Origin of the sequence: Roseburia sp. 1XD42-69 (assembly GCF_003612565.1) — a bacterium.
Classification (GTDB): Bacteria; Bacillota; Clostridia; order Lachnospirales; family Lachnospiraceae; genus Roseburia_B.
The window spans coordinates 1-17419 of the sequence record NZ_RAZG01000064.1 but is presented as its reverse complement, the minus strand read 5'-3'; the positions used below and the strand labels follow the sequence as shown (position 1 = coordinate 17419).

21 protein-coding genes are annotated in these 17419 nt (G+C 39.1%); 14 read left to right on the top strand and 7 right to left on the bottom strand.

What is annotated here, in order from left to right:
- Positions 1–179: 179 nt before the first annotated feature.
- Together D7Y06_RS19960 and D7Y06_RS19955 are read right to left on the bottom strand one after the other, a co-directional pair.
- The gene (locus tag D7Y06_RS19960; protein ID WP_120409434.1) at positions 180–899 is read right to left on the bottom strand and encodes a LytR/AlgR family response regulator transcription factor; all 720 of its coding nucleotides are present in this window, start codon (positions 897–899) and stop codon (positions 180–182) included.
- A 5-nt stretch (positions 900–904) separates the two neighbouring features.
- Positions 905–2200 (bottom strand): sensor histidine kinase, encoded by a 1296-nt coding sequence (locus D7Y06_RS19955; protein WP_120409433.1) that lies wholly within the window; start codon positions 2198–2200, stop codon positions 905–907.
- Between the two features lie 231 nt (positions 2201–2431).
- Between D7Y06_RS19955 and D7Y06_RS19950 the strand changes: the two genes are divergently transcribed.
- Complete coding sequence (locus D7Y06_RS19950; protein ID WP_158591436.1) at positions 2432–2614, top strand: hypothetical protein; 183 nt, start codon at positions 2432–2434, stop codon at positions 2612–2614.
- Positions 2615–2616: 2 nt separating this feature from the next.
- Here the strand turns inward: D7Y06_RS19950 and D7Y06_RS19945 are convergent, their stop codons facing one another.
- The 4 genes from D7Y06_RS19945 to D7Y06_RS19930 form a co-directional block, all read right to left on the bottom strand.
- Positions 2617–5256: an FtsX-like permease family protein gene (locus D7Y06_RS19945; protein WP_120409431.1), complete on the bottom strand. Its 2640-nt coding sequence runs from the start codon at positions 5254–5256 to the stop codon at positions 2617–2619.
- Positions 5250–5975 (bottom strand): ABC transporter ATP-binding protein, encoded by a 726-nt coding sequence (locus tag D7Y06_RS19940; RefSeq protein ID WP_120409430.1) that lies wholly within the window; start codon positions 5973–5975, stop codon positions 5250–5252. The genes D7Y06_RS19945 and D7Y06_RS19940 overlap by 7 nt, the downstream gene beginning before the upstream one ends.
- Before the next feature lie 74 nt (positions 5976–6049).
- Entirely contained in the window at positions 6050–6952 is a 903-nt protein-coding gene (locus D7Y06_RS19935) for a sensor histidine kinase (protein WP_120409429.1), read from the bottom strand.
- A gap of 1 nt (position 6953) precedes the next feature.
- Complete coding sequence (locus D7Y06_RS19930; RefSeq protein ID WP_120409428.1) at positions 6954–7628, bottom strand: response regulator transcription factor; 675 nt, start codon at positions 7626–7628, stop codon at positions 6954–6956.
- Between the two features lie 161 nt (positions 7629–7789).
- Here D7Y06_RS19930 and D7Y06_RS19925 point away from each other — a divergent pair, with 161 nt between their 5' ends.
- The 7 genes from D7Y06_RS19925 to D7Y06_RS19890 all read left to right on the top strand — a co-directional run bounded on the left by D7Y06_RS19925 (position 7790) and on the right by D7Y06_RS19890 (position 11662).
- Complete coding sequence (locus D7Y06_RS19925) at positions 7790–8983, top strand: hypothetical protein (RefSeq protein ID WP_120409427.1); 1194 nt, start codon at positions 7790–7792, stop codon at positions 8981–8983.
- A 72-nt stretch (positions 8984–9055) separates the two neighbouring features.
- Positions 9056–9235 (top strand): hypothetical protein, encoded by a 180-nt coding sequence (locus D7Y06_RS19920; RefSeq protein ID WP_243119414.1) that lies wholly within the window; start codon positions 9056–9058, stop codon positions 9233–9235.
- An 89-nt stretch (positions 9236–9324) separates the two neighbouring features.
- Positions 9325–9765, top strand: coding sequence for a YunG family protein (locus D7Y06_RS19915; protein WP_120409426.1), 441 nt, complete (start codon positions 9325–9327; stop codon positions 9763–9765).
- 15 nt (positions 9766–9780) lie between these two features.
- Positions 9781–10197, top strand: a complete 417-nt coding sequence (locus D7Y06_RS19910; RefSeq protein WP_120409425.1) for a hypothetical protein — start codon at positions 9781–9783, stop codon at positions 10195–10197.
- A gap of 28 nt (positions 10198–10225) precedes the next feature.
- A complete protein-coding gene (locus tag D7Y06_RS19905; protein ID WP_120409424.1) occupies positions 10226–10888 on the top strand; it encodes a hypothetical protein in 663 nt (220 codons plus the stop codon).
- A 115-nt stretch (positions 10889–11003) separates the two neighbouring features.
- Positions 11004–11255 (top strand): hypothetical protein, encoded by a 252-nt coding sequence (locus D7Y06_RS19900; RefSeq protein ID WP_120409423.1) that lies wholly within the window; start codon positions 11004–11006, stop codon positions 11253–11255.
- Between the two features lie 185 nt (positions 11256–11440).
- On the top strand, positions 11441–11662 hold the full coding sequence (locus D7Y06_RS19890) for a type II toxin-antitoxin system VapC family toxin (protein ID WP_199714798.1): 222 nt from the start codon (positions 11441–11443) through the stop codon (positions 11660–11662).
- Positions 11663–11798: 136 nt separating this feature from the next.
- On the opposite strand, the gene D7Y06_RS19885 is transcribed toward D7Y06_RS19890, so the two are convergent.
- On the bottom strand, positions 11799–12062 hold the full coding sequence (locus D7Y06_RS19885) for a DUF2164 family protein (RefSeq protein ID WP_199714793.1): 264 nt from the start codon (positions 12060–12062) through the stop codon (positions 11799–11801).
- Between the two features lie 532 nt (positions 12063–12594).
- On the opposite strand from D7Y06_RS19885, the gene D7Y06_RS19880 reads away from it, so the two are divergent.
- The 6 genes from D7Y06_RS19880 (at position 12595) to D7Y06_RS19855 (ending at position 16439) form a co-directional block, all read left to right on the top strand.
- Positions 12595–13038 (top strand): hypothetical protein, encoded by a 444-nt coding sequence (locus D7Y06_RS19880; protein WP_120409420.1) that lies wholly within the window; start codon positions 12595–12597, stop codon positions 13036–13038.
- The gene (locus D7Y06_RS19875; protein WP_120409419.1) at positions 13038–13478 is read left to right on the top strand and encodes a hypothetical protein; all 441 of its coding nucleotides are present in this window, start codon (positions 13038–13040) and stop codon (positions 13476–13478) included. Before D7Y06_RS19880 ends, D7Y06_RS19875 begins: the two co-directional genes overlap by 1 nt.
- Before the next feature lie 14 nt (positions 13479–13492).
- Positions 13493–13681: a hypothetical protein gene (locus D7Y06_RS19870; RefSeq protein ID WP_120409418.1), complete on the top strand. Its 189-nt coding sequence runs from the start codon at positions 13493–13495 to the stop codon at positions 13679–13681.
- 598 nt (positions 13682–14279) lie between these two features.
- On the top strand, positions 14280–14480 hold the full coding sequence (locus tag D7Y06_RS19865; protein WP_120409417.1) for a hypothetical protein: 201 nt from the start codon (positions 14280–14282) through the stop codon (positions 14478–14480).
- A gap of 309 nt (positions 14481–14789) precedes the next feature.
- On the top strand, positions 14790–14984 hold the full coding sequence (locus D7Y06_RS19860; protein WP_120409416.1) for a DUF5659 domain-containing protein: 195 nt from the start codon (positions 14790–14792) through the stop codon (positions 14982–14984).
- A gap of 204 nt (positions 14985–15188) precedes the next feature.
- Positions 15189–16439 carry a hypothetical protein gene (locus tag D7Y06_RS19855; RefSeq protein WP_120409415.1) on the top strand — a complete coding sequence of 417 codons (1251 nt, stop codon included), beginning with the start codon at positions 15189–15191 and terminating at the stop codon, positions 16437–16439.
- Positions 16440–17419: the final 980 nt, after the last annotated feature.

Here is a 17419-nt window from a genome sequence, read left to right as displayed (position 1 = left end):
GCTAAGTATGTACGATTATGTGTAGAGGAAGAGACAAAGAAACTTTCATACCCCGCTTTCATTCCCGCTTTAGCAGGAATGAAAGGCAAGTGCTGTGAGCGGCGACGTAGGAGTCGAGCACAGTGCTTGAGTGCTTGCACCGGGGTAGTTGATTTTGAAAAGAAAAAAATAATAAACTCTCACAGTTCTTTTAACATGCGTGTGGATATCAGGCAGGTTTCCCCGTTGGCAAAAATAATGGTCCGGTTTTTTGGGTCCACCTCCCTTATGTTATTTTTGTTTGCCAGAAAGGAACGGTGGCAGCGCACAAAACTGTCGTCTAACGTATTTGCCAGTTCTTTCATGGTACCGGAAAATTCAATTTCACGGTCTTTCCCATGGAGAATGATTTTATGGATATTGCCGGAAGTCTCAAAAAAGAAAATGTCATCATAATCTACGCTGATTTTTCGCCCGCCGGCGTTAATCGTATAGACTTTATGCGCCTTGTTGGTCTGGAGGGCATAGCGCTCCATTGCATTTAGCAGGCATTCCCTGATTTTCACTTTCATTTCGGCGGGATTGTCTTTTAACACAAAGTCCATTGCCTCCACCCGGTACTGAAAGGTCATGTAGCTTAGTTCCGAATGTGCGGTTATGAATATGATGAACCCCCGGGGGTCAAACAGTCTGATTTGTTGTGCCAGTTTCATTCCGTTTATGTCGCTGCCCAGGTCGATATCAAGGAAATAAATGCCTGTGTTCTCATTGGTCTTGACTTTATCCAACAGCACATAAGGGTCCCCTGCATCTAAGACAAGCTGCATATCCAGTTCTTCCATCAGCACAGTATTTTGAATGATTTGTACAATCCTTTCCCGCTGGGAGGGATTATCTTCGCACACAAAAATGTTTAGCATATTGGTTACTCCTCTCTGTTGGTAAGTTCCATATGCTGGGTAAAACAACCGTTTTGCATGGTTGTTTCCAGCAGCACATTGTCATAGGTACGGATGATTTTCTCAGCGTTGGAAAGTCCGATTCCCGGATGTCCGGTTTTGGTACTAAAGCCTTTTTCCTTTAATTTGTGCAGCACCAAACCATTATCCTTAAAATGGTTGCTTATGATGATTGACACGCCGGCTTTATTCGGAAGGATGTTTAAGCCTATTTGGGGCTGCTCTGCCGTAAGTGAGGCTTCGATGCCATTGTCCAAAAAGATTCCCAGTATTCTGGCAAGGTCTACGGTGTCTATGGGAAAACTGTCCACTCTGTCAGGGATGTCAATGGTGACATCAATCCCGGACTCATGGGCGTAAATCATTTTTGCACAGAGCAGGCTTTTGATTTCCAGCACGCCGATGTTGCCAAGCTGGTTTAACTTGTAATCCCCCTGGTCAATCAGATTTTTCGTGGGGAAGATTTTTTCCTCAAAATATTTCTTTAATTTTTCCATATCACCATCCTCAATATAGCCGGACATAGACAGCAGAATGTTCATGTAATCGTGCTTAAAAGAACGCAGGCTGTTGTACATGGTTTCCAGATTGGTTGTGTAGTCTTGTAAATCAAGCAGGGCTTTCTGCTTTGCCTCTGTCTGTATCTGTTCCCGATAAGAATGGCCCAAAGCCAAAAGTAAAAAAAGCATGACCAAAAGATACCCTGAAATATGTAGGGCGTTATTATAGATCATTTTCCCCACAGAGCCGTTTTGTCCCGGAATAATATTGTCAAACAGATAGATTGTGATAAGGAGCAGTAATGCGGCATCCACCAAATACCAGGTTTGGGGAAGGCGAAACATACCTTGAAAGGAGAGTAATACTCTTTTCAGCAGCCTGCCGCAAAACAGGGTAATAAAATAAAACAGCAAAATGTATATGAAATTTAAAACGATAGAAATAAATTGCCTGTCTTGAAAAGACTGGGGAATCAGCATATGCAGAAGATTTGTCAAAAAGTTACCTGTCACCACAGTAAGGACACATCCAACCATGCCCATAAAAACATTTTGTGGCGCGGTATCACGGTAAACTGCCAACCCATAGATGCAGACAGCCGCTAAAATGCCGAACAGGCCATAGGGGATGCAGGAGAAAAAAGTTACAGGCATCCCGGAAAGCAGCAACAGTATGTAAAGGGCCAGAAAGGCTTTTAAGTTCATGGGTTTGGGCCACACATTGCGGATGGCAAGGGCAAGCTGAAAAAAAGACAAAAGCATTCCAATAGATTCCTCCTAAGTAATTTCTTAATAGCGTCTCCCTAATTATATGGCATGGGATTCCCTGTATCAAGGTTTCTGAGCAAAAATGAGGAATAAATGCAAAATTTGCCGGAAAGAAACACGCTTATTCACGAATGAATGCGTTTTATGATGATTTTGGGAGAAGGGCTGCTCTCTCTGGTATACTTCCAGTGGTATAAAAAATGTTTTGGAAGGAGATATAAAATTATGAAAGAACTTTTAAAGGGAGCAGCCATAGTAGTGGCAGTCTGCATTGTTTTATGGGCCATTAATATGATTTTCTATATGAATGGCTATGAGTTAGATATGGTACCCGTAAGTGCAATAGCATCCGTTAGCTCAATGTTGATTTATCGCAGATGGAGCAAGAAAGAAAAAGATAAGGAGTAATTCTACAAGTTTTCAATCACCCCTGCTTTTAAAATTTTCCCTGCAGGAATCATAACCGCAATCAGTGAAACAAATAAGTTTAACACAAAAACCATACCCAAAATCCCCATGGGAACCGATGCGGTAAAGTGAAGGAACTTAAGGACATGGGCCATATAGTAATCCATGAACCGGCGCAGGAAGATGTGATACAAAAGAAAGATAAACACATCGGTGAATATCCCGTAAGAAATTCCTGCGCCTAAAACCATACGGTAAAATCCGCTGTCTGTAATTCCCATGGCCCGGATGATTCCGTATTCCCGCCGGTGGGAAAGGATGGAGTGGTTTACGCTGTTCATAATGTGAAAAAGGCTGATGGCAAGGAAAATCACTGCGATTCCTGTAAAAAACAGCTGCTGCTGGCCCAGGTAGTTTTTCCGGGTCTGTATGGCCTTTCTATAATCCTTAAGGACTGCCCTTGGCACGTCCCGGATTGCCTGTAAAAGTGCATCGGAAAAGGTATCATCCGCTCCCAGCACAGGTTCGATATCCATAAAACTGTAGTCTGTAATGTGGAACAGCGTCTCCATCTGTGGGTTTGATAAAATAAGGCTGGGATGGTTTTTCCAGCCGTTTACATTGAAAAAGCGGTTTTCCTGGGCAAGGGGGCGGCTTACAATGGCTGCAAGTTCAAATTCCATTTCCAGGTAGTCCTCTTGGGGGTTATTGAATTTTAAAATTTCCCCGTCATCTAATTTTTTCGGCACCTTAAGGAGAATGGTGTCCCCGGGGTGTTTTCCGTAAAAGTTAAAGTTTCCCTGTCCGTCCTGATTTGCTACGGCGATAATTTTGTTTCCTTTTTCAAAATCCTTTTCTGAAATTTCCCCCTCTAAAAGAAAATCCTTAAGCTGGCTGATAAGGGAGGAATCATAGCCGTAGACATTATATTTAATGCCGTAATCATTTCCCCGGCCAACACAGATACCCCCATAGCGTTCCCTAAAATAACTGTCCTTATTTTGTTCGTCAAAATATTCCTCCCATTCCAGTTCCGGTTTTTTTATGGTAAGCTCACTGGGGATATATTTTGTGGCATGTATTCTGGCAAGCTGGGGAAGTTCTCTGATTTTTTCCACAGTTTCCTCCGGAATGGTGTCCCCAGGCAGATTGGATTTCAGGAAAATCTGGTAGGGACTCCCCAGGCCGTCGTCGGATTTTAAGGACATTTCTGCGTGGATTTTTAAATTTTCCACCATGTAAGTGGTGCATAGGAAAATACAGCCCCCCATAGAAAGGGAGAGCAAAATTCCTGTTACTTTTTTTCTGTTGGAAAACATAAATTTTCTTACCACAACCCCTGCCAGGTTTCTGTTTCTTTTGCTGTAAATTTTCCTTCTGCCCTTTAAAACAGACGGGTCTCCTGCCATAGCCTGGCGCGGGGGTTGTTTTTTCAGAGAGTGGAGGGTGAAAACTCCTATCAAAAAAATTGCAAAAAACAGGAAGAGAAAACCGGTAAACATCACCGGATACGCTGTGTGAAATTGGGGAGTTTCTATGTCTGCCTTGGGAGAGAAAACCTCTGTAAAGAATACATCCCCGGCCTTTGGGGAAGGGGAGAGGTTTGTAAAAACTCCTGCCAGGTTTCGGTAGAATAATTTTAAAATCCCATTTCCAATAAAGCAGCCTGAGGGATATCCCAGGAGAAACAGCATCCACAGTTCCGCCAAAAGCGTGCCTCCCAGGGCACTGCCGCCAATTCCCAATGTCTCCATGATTCCGTACTGGGAAATACGTTTTGACACGGATATTTGAAAAATACTGTAAATCACACAAAGGCTGAATACACACAGGAGAAGTACCATTCCGTAAAAGGCCAGATTGTATTCCGCCTGAAGTTTTAGCACAATATAGGTAAAATTCCCTTTTTCATCCGTCAGGGCAAATTTTAAAATATGATATAGACTTTCCGGCTCTTCACCCCCTAAATATTTTGTTACCTTATCATTGTTTTCCACTTCATTGCCGGAAATTTTGCAACAGTCTAAAAAGGCATAGAGCTGCTGGTAAAGCTTTCCTTTTTCCCTGAATTTTACATAAAGGGTTGAAATTGAATCGGCGGATTTGAAATTTTTACTGACAAAAATTTCCATTTGGTCAAAATCCATTGCCCAGGGGCTTTTCAGGATTCCCGTAAGGGTGTAATTCCTTCCCTCCAGTGTAATCATTTCCCCGGGTTCTCCTTTGTAACCCAGGTTGGAAAGGGTAAATTTATCTGCTGCAATTTCCCCTGGGTTTGCGGGATAGCTCCCTTTTACAAGTTCTCTGTCCGTCATTTTAAGGTAAGAATTATCTCCCCACACAAAAGTGATTTCATAAGGAAATGTAATTTTTCCCCGCATCTCTTTTACCCCGTATTGTTCCAGGGAAAATCCTTGTTCTTTGTATTCCTTTTTTATGGATTTCAGCACCTGGGGATTTAGCGGAAGGGCATAGTGCCAGTCCCCGTAAATTTTTCTGTTATTTTCCGTTTCATTTAATTGGCTGCTGTACATCAGGGAGCCAATGGAGGATAACAGGGCAGCGGTAAGGAATATGCTGAAAAAAATTGCCATTGTCTGGCTTTTATAATAGCGCATGTACTGAAAGGCAAGTTTTAGCATTTGAAATCACCGCCTTCCTCTGCATCCGAAGATTTTCTTTCCGAATGGTTTTCCTTTACAATTCTGCCGTCTTCAATATGGATAATCCTGTCGCAGATTTGTGCGATTCCCTCATTGTGGGTCACCATAAGAATTGTCTGGTTGTATTTTTTGCAGCTTGTTTTCAAAAGTCCCATGACTTCCACTGTTGTGACGGAGTCCAGATTTCCTGTAGGTTCGTCGGCTAAGAGGATGGCGGGCTTATTTACCAGTGCCCTTGCAATGGCAGCTCTCTGCTGCTGTCCGCCGGAGAGTTCCTGGGGATATTTTTTCCGTTTATTCCATATTCCAAGTTCCTTTAATAGTTCCTCAATATAGCCGTGGTTTACATGGTTTCCACTGTCAAAAGTCACAGGGAGGGCCACATTGTCATATACGTTCAGCACAGGCATCAGACTGTAATTTTGAAAGACAAATCCGATGTTGCGCCTTCGGAATATGGTGAGAGATTTTCTCTTTAAAGAGCCGATTTCTTTCCCTTTTACCCATATGGTTCCACTGGTAGGCACATCAAGCCCTCCTATGAGATTTAAAAGCGTTGATTTCCCGGAACCTGAGGTTCCCACAATAGCAATAAATTCTCCCGGGCTTACCTTAAGACTTACATCCCGCAAAGCCTTTACCTGATTCTCTTTTTCGCCGTAGATTTTTTCCACATGGCGCAGTTCTAAAATATGCATAGCCGCCTCTCCTTTGTTTTTTTACTTTTTTTAGATTAAAGGGAGAATCTTGCATTTCCTTTACAGAAGAGAATTTATTTCTTACAGTTTTGCAAGAAAACGGAAAAAGCGCTTCCTTTCCCGTATTGGGATTTTACTATCATGTATCCCTTTTCTTTTTCCAGAATCAGATTGGAGAGGTAGAGCCCGATGCCGGAACCTTCTATATTTTCCGCATCGGGACTTCGGTAAAAACGCCTAAAAATACGGGTGATTTCCTGATCCCTGATCCCCATGCCAGTGTCGGAAAAACAGATTTCGGTGCAGAGTTCATAAGGGCGGATACTTATCCGGATTGTCCCGCTTTTTTCTGTATATTTTACAGCATTTTCCAGTATGTTTACAAAAACTTCCGCCGTCCATTTCCGGTTGTGGTACAGCCTGTAATCCTGGTCAAGCTCTGCGGAAAAATAAATTCCCTTTTTCTCTATTTTTGTATACACGGCGTCTAAGGCGTCCGTAATGGTTTCTTTTATGGAACGCTCCTCAGCTTCAAATGTGATGACATCCTGTTCCAGTTTTATCATTTTTAAAAGGGAGCCGGTAATCCAGTCCAGCTTTTCCACCTGTTTTTTCAGTTTCTTTACCGCCTGTTTTTTTTGTTCCTCCTTAAGCCTGGGGGATTCTAAGATTTCCGTGTACAAAGAGAGGTTTGCCAGGGGCGTTTTCAACTGGTGGGACATGTTGGAGACAAGGCTTTTTATCTGTTCCTTTTCCTCCTGGGCAAGACTTACCTGTTTTTCCAGTATATTCTGTATTCTCTCTATTCTGCCCGCCAATGCCGAAAAATTTCCTTCTTTTAAGGAGGAGTAAGGGATTTCCTCCCGGTTCAGAACACAGTCCAGCAGATGGTTTATCCTTTGGTAAGTTTTTCTGTTGTAGGAAAGGGCAAAAAGAATTGTAAGGCATAAGAGCAGGATTAGTGTGAAAATGACCATGTTATTCTTCCTTCCAGATATATCCGATTCCGTGGATGGTTTTTATAAATTTTGGGCTGGACGCATCTTTTTCAATTTTGGTGCGGAGCCTGCTGATATTTACGGAAACGGTGTTGTCGTCTACATATTTTCCTTCCCTGTCCCAGATATGGTTTAAAATCTGTTCTTTGGAGAGCACATGGTTTTTATTTTCCACAAGGTACAGAAGAAGGCGGTATTCCAGTTTGCTTAAGGGAATTTCCTCCTGGTTTCTGGTGACTTTGCACAGATTTTTATCTATTGCAATATTTCCGGAAACCAGCCGTTTGGGCTCCCTTTTCTCTGCGAGAATCCGTTTTATTCTGGCTTTTAAAACCCCCAGGGAAAAAGGCTTTCTCAGATAGTCGTTTACCCCCAGGGTGAGGGCTTTGATCTCATCCATCTCCGTGTCTCTGGCTGTGAGCATAAAGATGGGGATATCGCTGTATTCCCGAACCTGGCGGCAAAGGTCAAACCCCAGGCCGTCGGGTAAGTTGCAGTCTAATAAAACCATATCGTAAATGCCTTTTTTGATTTCCGTTAAACCCTGTTTTTTTGTCTCTGCGTCAAAGACCATATAGCCGTCGCTTTCAAAGGCGAAGTGAAGCCCTTCCCGCAAATCCCGGTCGTCTTCGATTATCAGGATTTTTTTTGCCATGGCGTCCTCCTTTTGTATTTTGGAATGGGTGTAATGTATGCTAAAACTTATTATACGGATGTATGGGGGGATGGTCAAATTGAAAAAGATTAATCTTGAAGTAAAGATATAGATGTGATAAACTTTTATAAAAGCAAAGAAGAATTTAATGGGACTGAGATATGGAAGTAAATAGTGAAAAAACATTTTATGAGATAAATGTAACAGAAGCCTTTCGGACGGTGGATGCAGATGTGATTTTATGGGGCGAAGATCTGTATGACGCAAAGATTGTACTGTATCCCAAGAAAATAACTGCACTTCCCGGATATGGTGAAATAAAAGAGCGGCTGGTAAATGCAGGGCTTGTCTATTTTAATTTTAGGACAGAGAATTTTATTAAGTTTACAGTTGTCAGGTGGGATGAAGTTACAAGGAGGATTTATATTGCAGAGGGAAACTTTAATGCCATTTGGAAGTATTTAAGAAACAGTGTCAGACTTGGAATTAAGATAAAACAAAAAAATGGTGAAAGTGTTTCCATTGAAAAAGCGGAAGATATTATAGATCTTTCAAATCTTCAAAGAAAAGGCAGTGGGGCTGTTATAAAAGACGGACAGCTTGTGTATGAGGCCAGAGAGGTATCGGAAAGTGAGCGGTTGGCCTTAGGCAGGAAGCAGAGCGCTTTGGATAACCAGAAGAACAGATATTTTTATTCTAAATTTGGAGACAGGTATCATGATAAAGACTGTGAGATGATAAGGGAAATTCCCCCTGAGGACTTTCTTGCATCCACTGTCGTGCCGGAGGGATATAAACCTTGCAGGAAATGCTGCAGGCGGGTGTATCTCCGGAAGGCATGTGCGCCATATGTAAAGCAGATTCGGATTGTAGATCATATATTGAGAAAACAGGGGATTACAGATTCCCAACTTGGGAAGTATGCTTTTGAGTATGGGCTGAAATTCAGAGTAGACGAAGCAGGGGATCTTGTTGTAAAAGGGAAAGAGGACACTTGGATTATAAAAGCGTTTGATAGTGGAAAGCTTACTCTCTGGCACAATAATTATGTAAAAACTACGCCAGAAGAACGGTATATAACATCCGGATTTCACAATCAGGGAATGGAGGGAAAGAAATTAAACGCACTGCTTGAATACATAAACGACTACACATTTGAGAAACATCTTGCGGCCGAAGAGCGTGCAGAACAGGAAAAAGCGGCTTTGGAGTATGTGGCAGAAGAAACTAATCAGAGAATTTCGGCCATAGAGCAGACGAAGAGTTTTGAGGCTGGAGGCGGACAGGAGGAAAGGAAGGAACTCTTTGGCAGATTAAAAAATTTTGTGAAGAGATTATTTTTGAAGTTTGTATAAAATATATGAGAAAAATCTTCTTTTCACACAAAAAGGCCTTAGAGAATTTGAGATATGTTGGGAAGAACTCTTATGAATGATGCAGTTTATGTTTTTAACGGAAAAGATATTACTATGAGTGTCTGTATTCAAATATGCGCAGTGGCAGATGTACTGCAAGAGCGGTTGAATATTGATTTTGTGGAAGCCATTGACCGTTTTTATAATTCCAGGACATATGAAGTTTTGCATCAGGTGGAAAATGGTTTTTGAGCAGAGTCGGCGGAATATATAGCAGATAGATTTATGGAAGAGCAGTGAAGGTGCAGGATACATTTTGAATAAGGAGGTAAAATCAAGCTATGAATTATCATTTTTACGGATGGGAAAATGCAGTGGCACAGCCGCTTCACAAAGAGTATGAAAAAATAAAATCCCCCAGGGAACTGTACGACATATTGTCAGGGCTTTGGTGCGCCGACACCTGTGCCCCAAGGATGCGCCATGAGTGGACGAAAGAAAATAAAACCAAGGGCCAGTGTTCCATTACGGCTTTTCTTGTACAGGATATTTTCGGGGGAAAGGTATATGGAATTCCCTTGGAGGACGGAGCAGTGCATTGCTATAATGTGGCAGGTGGCTACTGTTTTGATTTGACAAGTGAGCAGTTTTTGGACAGGGCGGGGGAGCTGGTGTATGAGAATAACCCGGAACAGTTTCGGGAAGTGCATTTTGCAAAGGAAGAAAAAAGGCTGCGGTATGAGCAGCTTAGGGCAGGGCTGCACAGAGTTTTGGAAGAGTAATAGAGGTGTGGATTTATGAAAGTGAAAAAAAGAACGCTTTTGCTAATTGCTTGTCTTGTATGGTCATGTGCCGGATTTAATGTATTAAGGATAGGTGTTTTGGCATATCCGCAATATTTGTCAGTGTTCAGCCTATTCCTGTCGGTTGTTGTTTTTGCAGTATTTCAGATTTTTATTTTTGGAAAGCTGGTGAAAAAACATACGGCACGGATTACAAATTATGAGGAAGAATATCAGTTTTTCCTTAAATTTTTTGATGTAAAAGCATTTATCATTATGGCTGTTATGATTACTGGAGGAATTTATCTGCGGGTGTCAGGACTTGCACCGGATTATTTTATCGCCGTGTTCTATTCCGGTTTGGGGGCGTCTCTTCTGTTGGCAGGGCTGCTTTTCGGCAGAAATTATTGCAGAGCCATAGTCAAGCCATAAACGGAGCCGTAAAAGGGAGGAAAATATTATGCAGGCTGTTGCAGAAACGTTATTTGATGCTATATATTTAATTACAGTTATTACAATTGGAACCACAATGATTGTTAGAAATAATGGAAACAAGCAGTACCGTCTGTTCGGCATTATGGCTGTGGTGCTTGGGGCAGGTGATGCCTTTCATTTGGTGCCCCGCGCCCTGGCGCTGTGTACCACGGGACTTGACAATTTTACCGTGGCTCTGGGGATGGGAAAGTTTATCACATCCATTACCATGACAGTTTTTTATGTTATTTTATATTATGTATGGCGTGTCAGGTACAAAATTAAGGGGCAAAGCGGTGTTACCCTGGCAGTGTATTTCTTAGCTGCGCTGCGCATTTTATTATGCTTTTTTCCACAGAATCAATGGCTTATAAAGGATGCGCCTCTCTCCTGGGGGATTTACCGGAATATTCCCTTTGCATTGCTGGGGGCGCTAATAATTGCCCTGTTTTATAAAAGTGCAAAAGAGCAGGGAGACAGGGATTTTAAATTTATGTGGTTGACAATCGTATTAAGTTTTGGTTTTTATATTCCGGTAGTGCTTTGGGCAGATGTTATTCCCGTGATTGGCATGTTGATGATACCCAAGACATGTGCCTATGTGTGGACGGTGCTTATTGGTTTTTTTGCTATGAGACGGGAAATTTAAAGGCCAGACTGTTAATAATGATAAAGTTGTAATATGTCAAAAACTAATGTATACTATGTGTATGCAAGATTTAAATGGTACGTTGATTTAAGGCGTGAGGAGAGGGGGCATTTTAATGTTAGCAGCAGTAAAAGGGTACTATGATGGAAATCAGATAATTTTAAATGAGGATGATCGTAAAAATTTAAACGTTGGAGATGAGGTGGTTGTTACTATATTGGGCAGGATTAATGAGCAGAAAGTTAAAATTAGAGCAGAGAAGAGAAAGCATTTCATGGAATCAGGAGCGTTTGTTTTTACCAGTGGGCGGACTGTGAAAGAAATAGATGGGTTCATAAAGGAGATGCGATCTGATGATAGATTTTAATAAAGTTTTTTTAGATACATCTCCGGTGGTATATTATTTGGAAAATAGCGAACCATATTATTTACGAATTAAAAATTTTTTAATGGAATGTGTTGAGTGTGATTTGGTCACATCTACGGTAACAGTTACGGAATATTTAACCTATCCATATCAACAGCGTAATTTAAAGGCGGTAAATGACTTTTATGCTTTTTATAGAAGGAATGGATATAGAGTTAAGAAGCATTGATAAAGAAATAGCGGGGAAAGCGGCAAGAATCAGGACAGAATTTAAATTTTTTAAAACAATGGATGCATTACAGCTTGCAACTGCTTGTTTGTCTGGATGCGATTTGTTTTTGACAAATGATAAACAATTAAAGCAGTTTAAGGAAATTAAGTGTATTACAGTAGAAGAATTAGAATAAACATGAAAAAGCCGCAAAATAGAAATGTAATAATATTATCAAGCATCAATGGATGAATAATCTGTTGGTGTTTTTTGTGACTTAATGGCTTTTTTGCTATGATACGGGAAACTTAAAGGATGGGCCAAAATCTGGCTCAATCCTCATTTTTGTACAGTTCGTAGTAGTCAGAGTCCAAATGATCCATCATCTGGACAAACCACCTTTTGGCATCCTCCAGGGCTTTGTTATAAATAATGGGCGCCAATTTCCGTTCAAATAATTCCAGAAGCTGCATCTGCTCAATCATTCCGATTTCCTCACCCCGTTCATCCAGATAAAATGCCTTTATCTCATCTTTTAGTTTCTCTTTTTGAAAATCCGATAAATTGATTTGTGATAAAACCTGTCTTTTTTTCATATCAATGCCTCCTTGTATTTTTGATGTTATAAGCATACCATACAGAGACTATAAAGTCTATGGAATTAGTCTCTGCACATTGAAAATGCCAATCACTTATGATAAGATAAGAACGATACAAAGGAAACTACAGTGTTTTATATAGAAAACTACAGGAGAATATAGGAGGAATCGTCGTTATGGAGCAGTATAAACAGGAATTTATTGAATTTATGGCATAGATATCATTCTAAAGGCTAAAAATGCCAGATTTCCTTGATTTTATGCGGTTTGTTGGGGTTGTGTTGTCACTGAAAAGTTGTCGTAACTTATCGCAAATTGGTACAGTTTATTAAAAAATTGGCACATAAAATGGCACAGTAAACAAAAAGAAAGTATAGGTATATAAATGAATATTTGGACATTACCATAAGTCCATAACTGATTGAGTGATTTGTAGTGATCACCGTTAGTTGTGGGCTTATTTTAGTGCCTGAAAACGTAACTTAAAACTACGATTTCATTGACCAAAAAGCAAGGAGGAACAAAATAAATGTCAGGAGTAAAAGGAACGAATGCTTTGACGGCCTGTAAAATGGCGAAACGCATCTGTGACAGAAGCGATAATATTTACGACAAGAGGATTATAGAAAATATCCTAAAAATGTATATGGATGAATGCCGAAAAGCGTTATTAGCTGGTGAAAGAGTGCAAATCACAAAAGTAGGTACAATCATACCAGAAGTAAAAGTCCATGAAGGTAATTTTAATCTTCCCAGGTGTAATAAGGAGGGTGGAAATCCGCCATATACCAAACTTAGGATGCGCCGCAATAATCTTTTAGTCGAGGCAATGAACAACACTTTAACAAAAAATATTGAAAACGGTATCTATGGATTGGACAAGTTACCATTCAGCAGACAGCAGATGGATATTTTAAAGAAAAGTGGATATATCCCAACAGATGCAGAAATAAAAAACGGAGATGATGAATAATGGCAAAGCATATTAGCAACATGAATCAGCTACAGGCAGCACTTATGCCGATTATGTTAAAAATGGTAGACGAACTGGCAGAACGGGTATACGAGACATTGAATTACTTTCTACAGGAATACTATAACAGTTATGATCCGAAATCCTATAGGCGGCAATATGACTTCCTACGTTCAGCGGTGAAAGTTGAACCTAAAATAAAAGGTAACAAAGTAACAGCATCAGTATATATTGATACAAATTATATGGACAATTATTACAATGCGACTGGTTATCAGGTGGCAACTTGGGGAAACCAGGGGTTACATGGGGGATTGGATGCAGGAAGCAATACGCCCCATGTATGGGATGATACTATGGATAATACTGTAAATAATGGAGAACTTTTGAAATTAGCGGTTGAGTATTTAAGGAGCAAAGGTATATCTGTAAGAGCGTAGCGGAGGAGGAAAATATGAAATTTAAAGCAAAAGACAGAATGGCACTGATCAATAAGGCAACAATGAAAAGGCTGAATAAGTATTTTAAAGATGATGGTTTCACTATCCAAAGTAAAAAAGGCAATACCGCTGTTGATTTGTCTTGGGCAGTTAATTATCTTGTCAATATTGCGATTGGTGAATTAGAGGAAATAGATGAATAGAGTTCCACATTGCGCTGAATGTGAGAGATGTCAATGTACAGATTTTATTTACAAGGATTACTATTGTTGTGAAGAAAATGATACGATGCGGATATTTGGCAGTCTTGGCGTTGATCATCCACCGAAAACAAGTCCTAAGTGGTGTCCATTGAGAGATAAATAATTGCTATTACAGGGTAATCAAAATATTTTTTAAAATTGAAATTCAAGAAATTCTAACGACTGTCAACTAATTCGATTGTGTGTTTCTACACAATAATTCCAATAAATGATGATGAAAACTGAATATTTGAAAATAGATGCAAAGGGCTGAATGAAATGTTCAGTCCTTTGCTATAACGCCCACGATTTCGTGGTGGTTGGCTGAGAACCCAATTGGTCTGAGCAAAATTCTATCTGCCAGTAAACCCAAAAGAGAATGTGCAGGTGAATAATTTTAGAAGTGAAATATATTCACAACCGAAAATTATTTGCCAGAAAATTATTTACCAAATGTAGAAATGTAATTATGTGATGTTCCCAAAATGGGATTTCGCATAAAAAAGAAAATGAAATAGAGAAATATTATTTTGATGATTATTTAGAGGAGGCTTTACACATGAACAAGAAAAAAGTGATTTACAACTACAACATTGAGCAGAGTAACCAGTTAATTAAAAAAGGTATGTTTCCTATTGGTTGTGGTATCAATCCAAAATCGGGAGGGTTCTTTCTTGTGTTTTATGGGACAAAAGGATATTACAATACATTAGATTTGATCGCATTGGAGAACAAACAAAATCAACAGATACAAGAGTAAATTTATATGTTGAATGTCATTGAAATATTTGCAGAATTTCACCGTGGTATCAAATTGTGCATTTTGATGTACACTCTACTCCACTGGAAAAGAGAAAAGTGTACATGAAAAAATAGCTACAAACAACAAAATCAAACTGTATCCCCGTTAGGGGTACAAATGGATCTTTTGTAGTAAATAGTATCTCCTTTAGTAGCAGTATCGGAATCGACAAATTGATGTCACTTTGTCCTAGTAGAAAATAGAAAAAACGACATCTATTTGTCGAAAGTGAAACTTAGGTTGATTTTATGTGTGGAGGATTTTTATATGATTGACAGTATGGAAAAGAAAAATACAATTGTAATTTTTACAGCAAAATTAGCAAGGAGTTTATTAAAAGATGGATTCACTATTGTAGATATTAAGCCAGATAGGACAGACAAAGATAGTAAAAGAAGTGTATTTGTTTTTAGAAATGAAAACCATATAGAAGATAAAATAAAAGAGTATAACAACAAGTAATTATGAGAGGGTAACTCGTTGTCAAACGAGTAGCATTATCTATTTCTCTTACTTACTAATTATCTCTTACTTATAAGTGTGCCAACTATGGTCATTCTATCTGTCCTGTTGTCACTATATTTTGGACAACTATAGCCATTTTTAAGGGGTAGTTGTCACCCTAGAAAATTTAATAAAAAATACACAAAAAAAGGAGTACAAAAAGTGGATAAATTGTTTTTGAAGAAAGATTTAGTTACTGGATATAAATTGACACAAGATGGTGTACTAACATACATAGCATTAAGGGTAATAATGGATGAAAGTATTCCATTATATAATAAAACGTCAGTAGTCGATTGCATATCTGTAAATAGAATGGCATATGCCCTTGTAGGTTTTCAAGAGAAATATGAGAAAGTTTTTCTTGATTCCTTGCAGAGAGGGATTTATGAATTACAGCTTGCGGATGCGGTCAAGATATTACACGATTATAGCACCAAAACATCAAACGAGTATCTTCTTGATTTTTCAAATATGTATTTAGATACAGAGAAGGAACCGTTTGTAACAATGTTTCCTAACGAAGTACATTTAATTTTAGGCTGTGATGAGATTATGAAGAAAAAGATTTCCATGTTGAAATATTTTGTTGCAGTTGTAAGTACTTTTAACTGGTCTAAAAGTATGAGAAAATTACAGGGAAAGATTGGAGTTATGTCTATGGAATTTATTGCATCACAAGCGGATATTTCATCAAGGACTTGTATCAGATATAATGACATTTTAATTGAAATGAAAATGATTTATGTATACAAGAGCAATGATAAAGAGCGTGTTGGAGATAAGTTAAAACAGATTAAGAACTGTTACAGTAGGTATGCTGATAAAGATGCTTGTGAGGAATATGCGTCAAATTACGAAAACTGGTATGGTTCACAACACATTATTGTGCGTACTCAAAAGAATAAAGAACAGGCAGATAATAATAGACGCTTGGCACAGATTTATAATCGTATCTGTGATGGATATGGTGATACATATGATGAAGAAACGATTAGAAAAGTACAGAAGTATATTGCCAATAAGAATAAAACTCTACAAGAGGAAATTGATGCAAAACACGCACAAGAGTATATGACAGACAGCGATAGGAGATGGGTTGAAAATCTGGAATCCCAAATTAAAGATGAAAGTATCTTTGAGCAGTTTGATTTCTTGAAAGATGATGACAACTGGGGCGAACCTATTGACTTTTCTATAGAAGAAATGCTGGATATGCCTACAGAGAGTGAGGTTCATAATGAACATACCATTTCAAATATAGTTTGCAAAGTTCAAATGAACCTGGCAAATATTGATTGCGTGGGTCAGGATGAACTATGCAAAAATGGATATCATGGTGAATGTAATCATGGGTTATTTTGCGTTACTGGACAAGATTCAGGGTTTATTGATATAGAGGATTTATATTAATAGCTTCGACAGAATTAACGGAGCAAATTATCAGTAGGTAGTATTTCACGACATACCTATAAATGAGTAGCTTTTGCCGATTAGTCCGATTGGAAGAATAAGTATCAAAAGGTCAAAATGACCTCTTGAATTGTATTTTCATTCTGAGTATTCGTTAATTCCATCATACGATTTCGGTTCAAACAGATTCCGTAAATATGGAAAGTGTTGTCCGATGTGGACAACGTAACCATTTCTGGCAATGGTTGTACACCATATACAACGAATCCCAAAATTGGGAATGGTTGTGACACTGTGACACAACGACTGCTGCTGGTATCAAATTTAGGTGGGTGGTATTTTGCAACATACCGTAAACCCGTGGGACGGTGGTTCCCCGTGGGAAACTGGTGTGTATTTGTCTAATCCTTCATTTTGAATAATTTAAAACTTGCAGCGTGAAAGTTTGAACCAGACATTATGTAGGACTGAATATATTGGTGGGTAACGATTCGTTATAGCCCTTCATATAAGGAAGTGAAGGAAAACCGATTTCTATTCATTTCAAAGTGAACTCTTTAAAAGGTTTGCTTACCTGTTTTGGAAAGTAAAGATATTCATATAAAGCAAAACGGCTGTATCGTTTGAGTTTTCAATGATTAGCCCAAATGGGCGTGACCGATATAGTTTGTTTTCCCGTTTTGGAAAACAAAATGTAAGAGAAGTTTTTGACGAAATGGGCAATAACCTATTTCACTTCAAAACGAAAAACCTTAAACCTTGCGATGGGTTTAAACTCAGCACCTACAAAGTGTTGAGTTTTCCATAGAAGTGTGTAAAAGGTTGTCCCACGGTGGTACAACTGTAAATCAATATGAATATATGGATTAATTAGTCCATGGTGGTCTAATTTAGATATGTATACTTTCTTGTGAGTTAAAAGTTTGTACCACTAAGAAGCCAGAAAATCCCAGTGTTTTTCTGACTCTTCCTGTAGCTCA

Coding starts and splice junctions, on each gene's coding strand:
- D7Y06_RS19955 (WP_120409433.1), bottom strand. CDS start 2,200: ATGCTTTTGTCTTTTTTTCAGCTTGCCCTTGCCATCCGCAATGTGTGG.
- D7Y06_RS19935 (WP_120409429.1), bottom strand. CDS start 6,952: ATGGTCATTTTCACACTAATCCTGCTCTTATGCCTTACAATTCTTTTT.
- D7Y06_RS19865 (WP_120409417.1), top strand. CDS start 14,280: ATGAACAAGAAAAAAGTGATTTACAACTACAACATTGAGCAGAGTAAC.
- D7Y06_RS19950 (WP_158591436.1), top strand. CDS start 2,432: ATGAAAGAACTTTTAAAGGGAGCAGCCATAGTAGTGGCAGTCTGCATT.
- D7Y06_RS19960 (WP_120409434.1), bottom strand. CDS start 899: ATGCTAAACATTTTTGTGTGCGAAGATAATCCCTCCCAGCGGGAAAGG.
- D7Y06_RS19875 (WP_120409419.1), top strand. CDS start 13,038: ATGGCAAAGCATATTAGCAACATGAATCAGCTACAGGCAGCACTTATG.
- D7Y06_RS19910 (WP_120409425.1), top strand. CDS start 9,781: ATGAAAGTGAAAAAAAGAACGCTTTTGCTAATTGCTTGTCTTGTATGG.
- D7Y06_RS19885 (WP_199714793.1), bottom strand. CDS start 12,062: ATGAAAAAAAGACAGGTTTTATCACAAATCAATTTATCGGATTTTCAA.
- D7Y06_RS19900 (WP_120409423.1), top strand. CDS start 11,004: ATGTTAGCAGCAGTAAAAGGGTACTATGATGGAAATCAGATAATTTTA.
- D7Y06_RS19870 (WP_120409418.1), top strand. CDS start 13,493: ATGAAATTTAAAGCAAAAGACAGAATGGCACTGATCAATAAGGCAACA.
- D7Y06_RS19880 (WP_120409420.1), top strand. CDS start 12,595: ATGTCAGGAGTAAAAGGAACGAATGCTTTGACGGCCTGTAAAATGGCG.
- D7Y06_RS19925 (WP_120409427.1), top strand. CDS start 7,790: ATGGAAGTAAATAGTGAAAAAACATTTTATGAGATAAATGTAACAGAA.
- D7Y06_RS19890 (WP_199714798.1), top strand. CDS start 11,441: ATGCTTTTTATAGAAGGAATGGATATAGAGTTAAGAAGCATTGATAAA.
- D7Y06_RS19915 (WP_120409426.1), top strand. CDS start 9,325: ATGAATTATCATTTTTACGGATGGGAAAATGCAGTGGCACAGCCGCTT.
- D7Y06_RS19920 (WP_243119414.1), top strand. CDS start 9,056: ATGAATGATGCAGTTTATGTTTTTAACGGAAAAGATATTACTATGAGT.
- D7Y06_RS19860 (WP_120409416.1), top strand. CDS start 14,790: ATGATTGACAGTATGGAAAAGAAAAATACAATTGTAATTTTTACAGCA.
- D7Y06_RS19905 (WP_120409424.1), top strand. CDS start 10,226: ATGCAGGCTGTTGCAGAAACGTTATTTGATGCTATATATTTAATTACA.
- D7Y06_RS19940 (WP_120409430.1), bottom strand. CDS start 5,975: ATGCATATTTTAGAACTGCGCCATGTGGAAAAAATCTACGGCGAAAAA.
- D7Y06_RS19930 (WP_120409428.1), bottom strand. CDS start 7,628: ATGGCAAAAAAAATCCTGATAATCGAAGACGACCGGGATTTGCGGGAA.
- D7Y06_RS19945 (WP_120409431.1), bottom strand. CDS start 5,256: ATGCTAAAACTTGCCTTTCAGTACATGCGCTATTATAAAAGCCAGACA.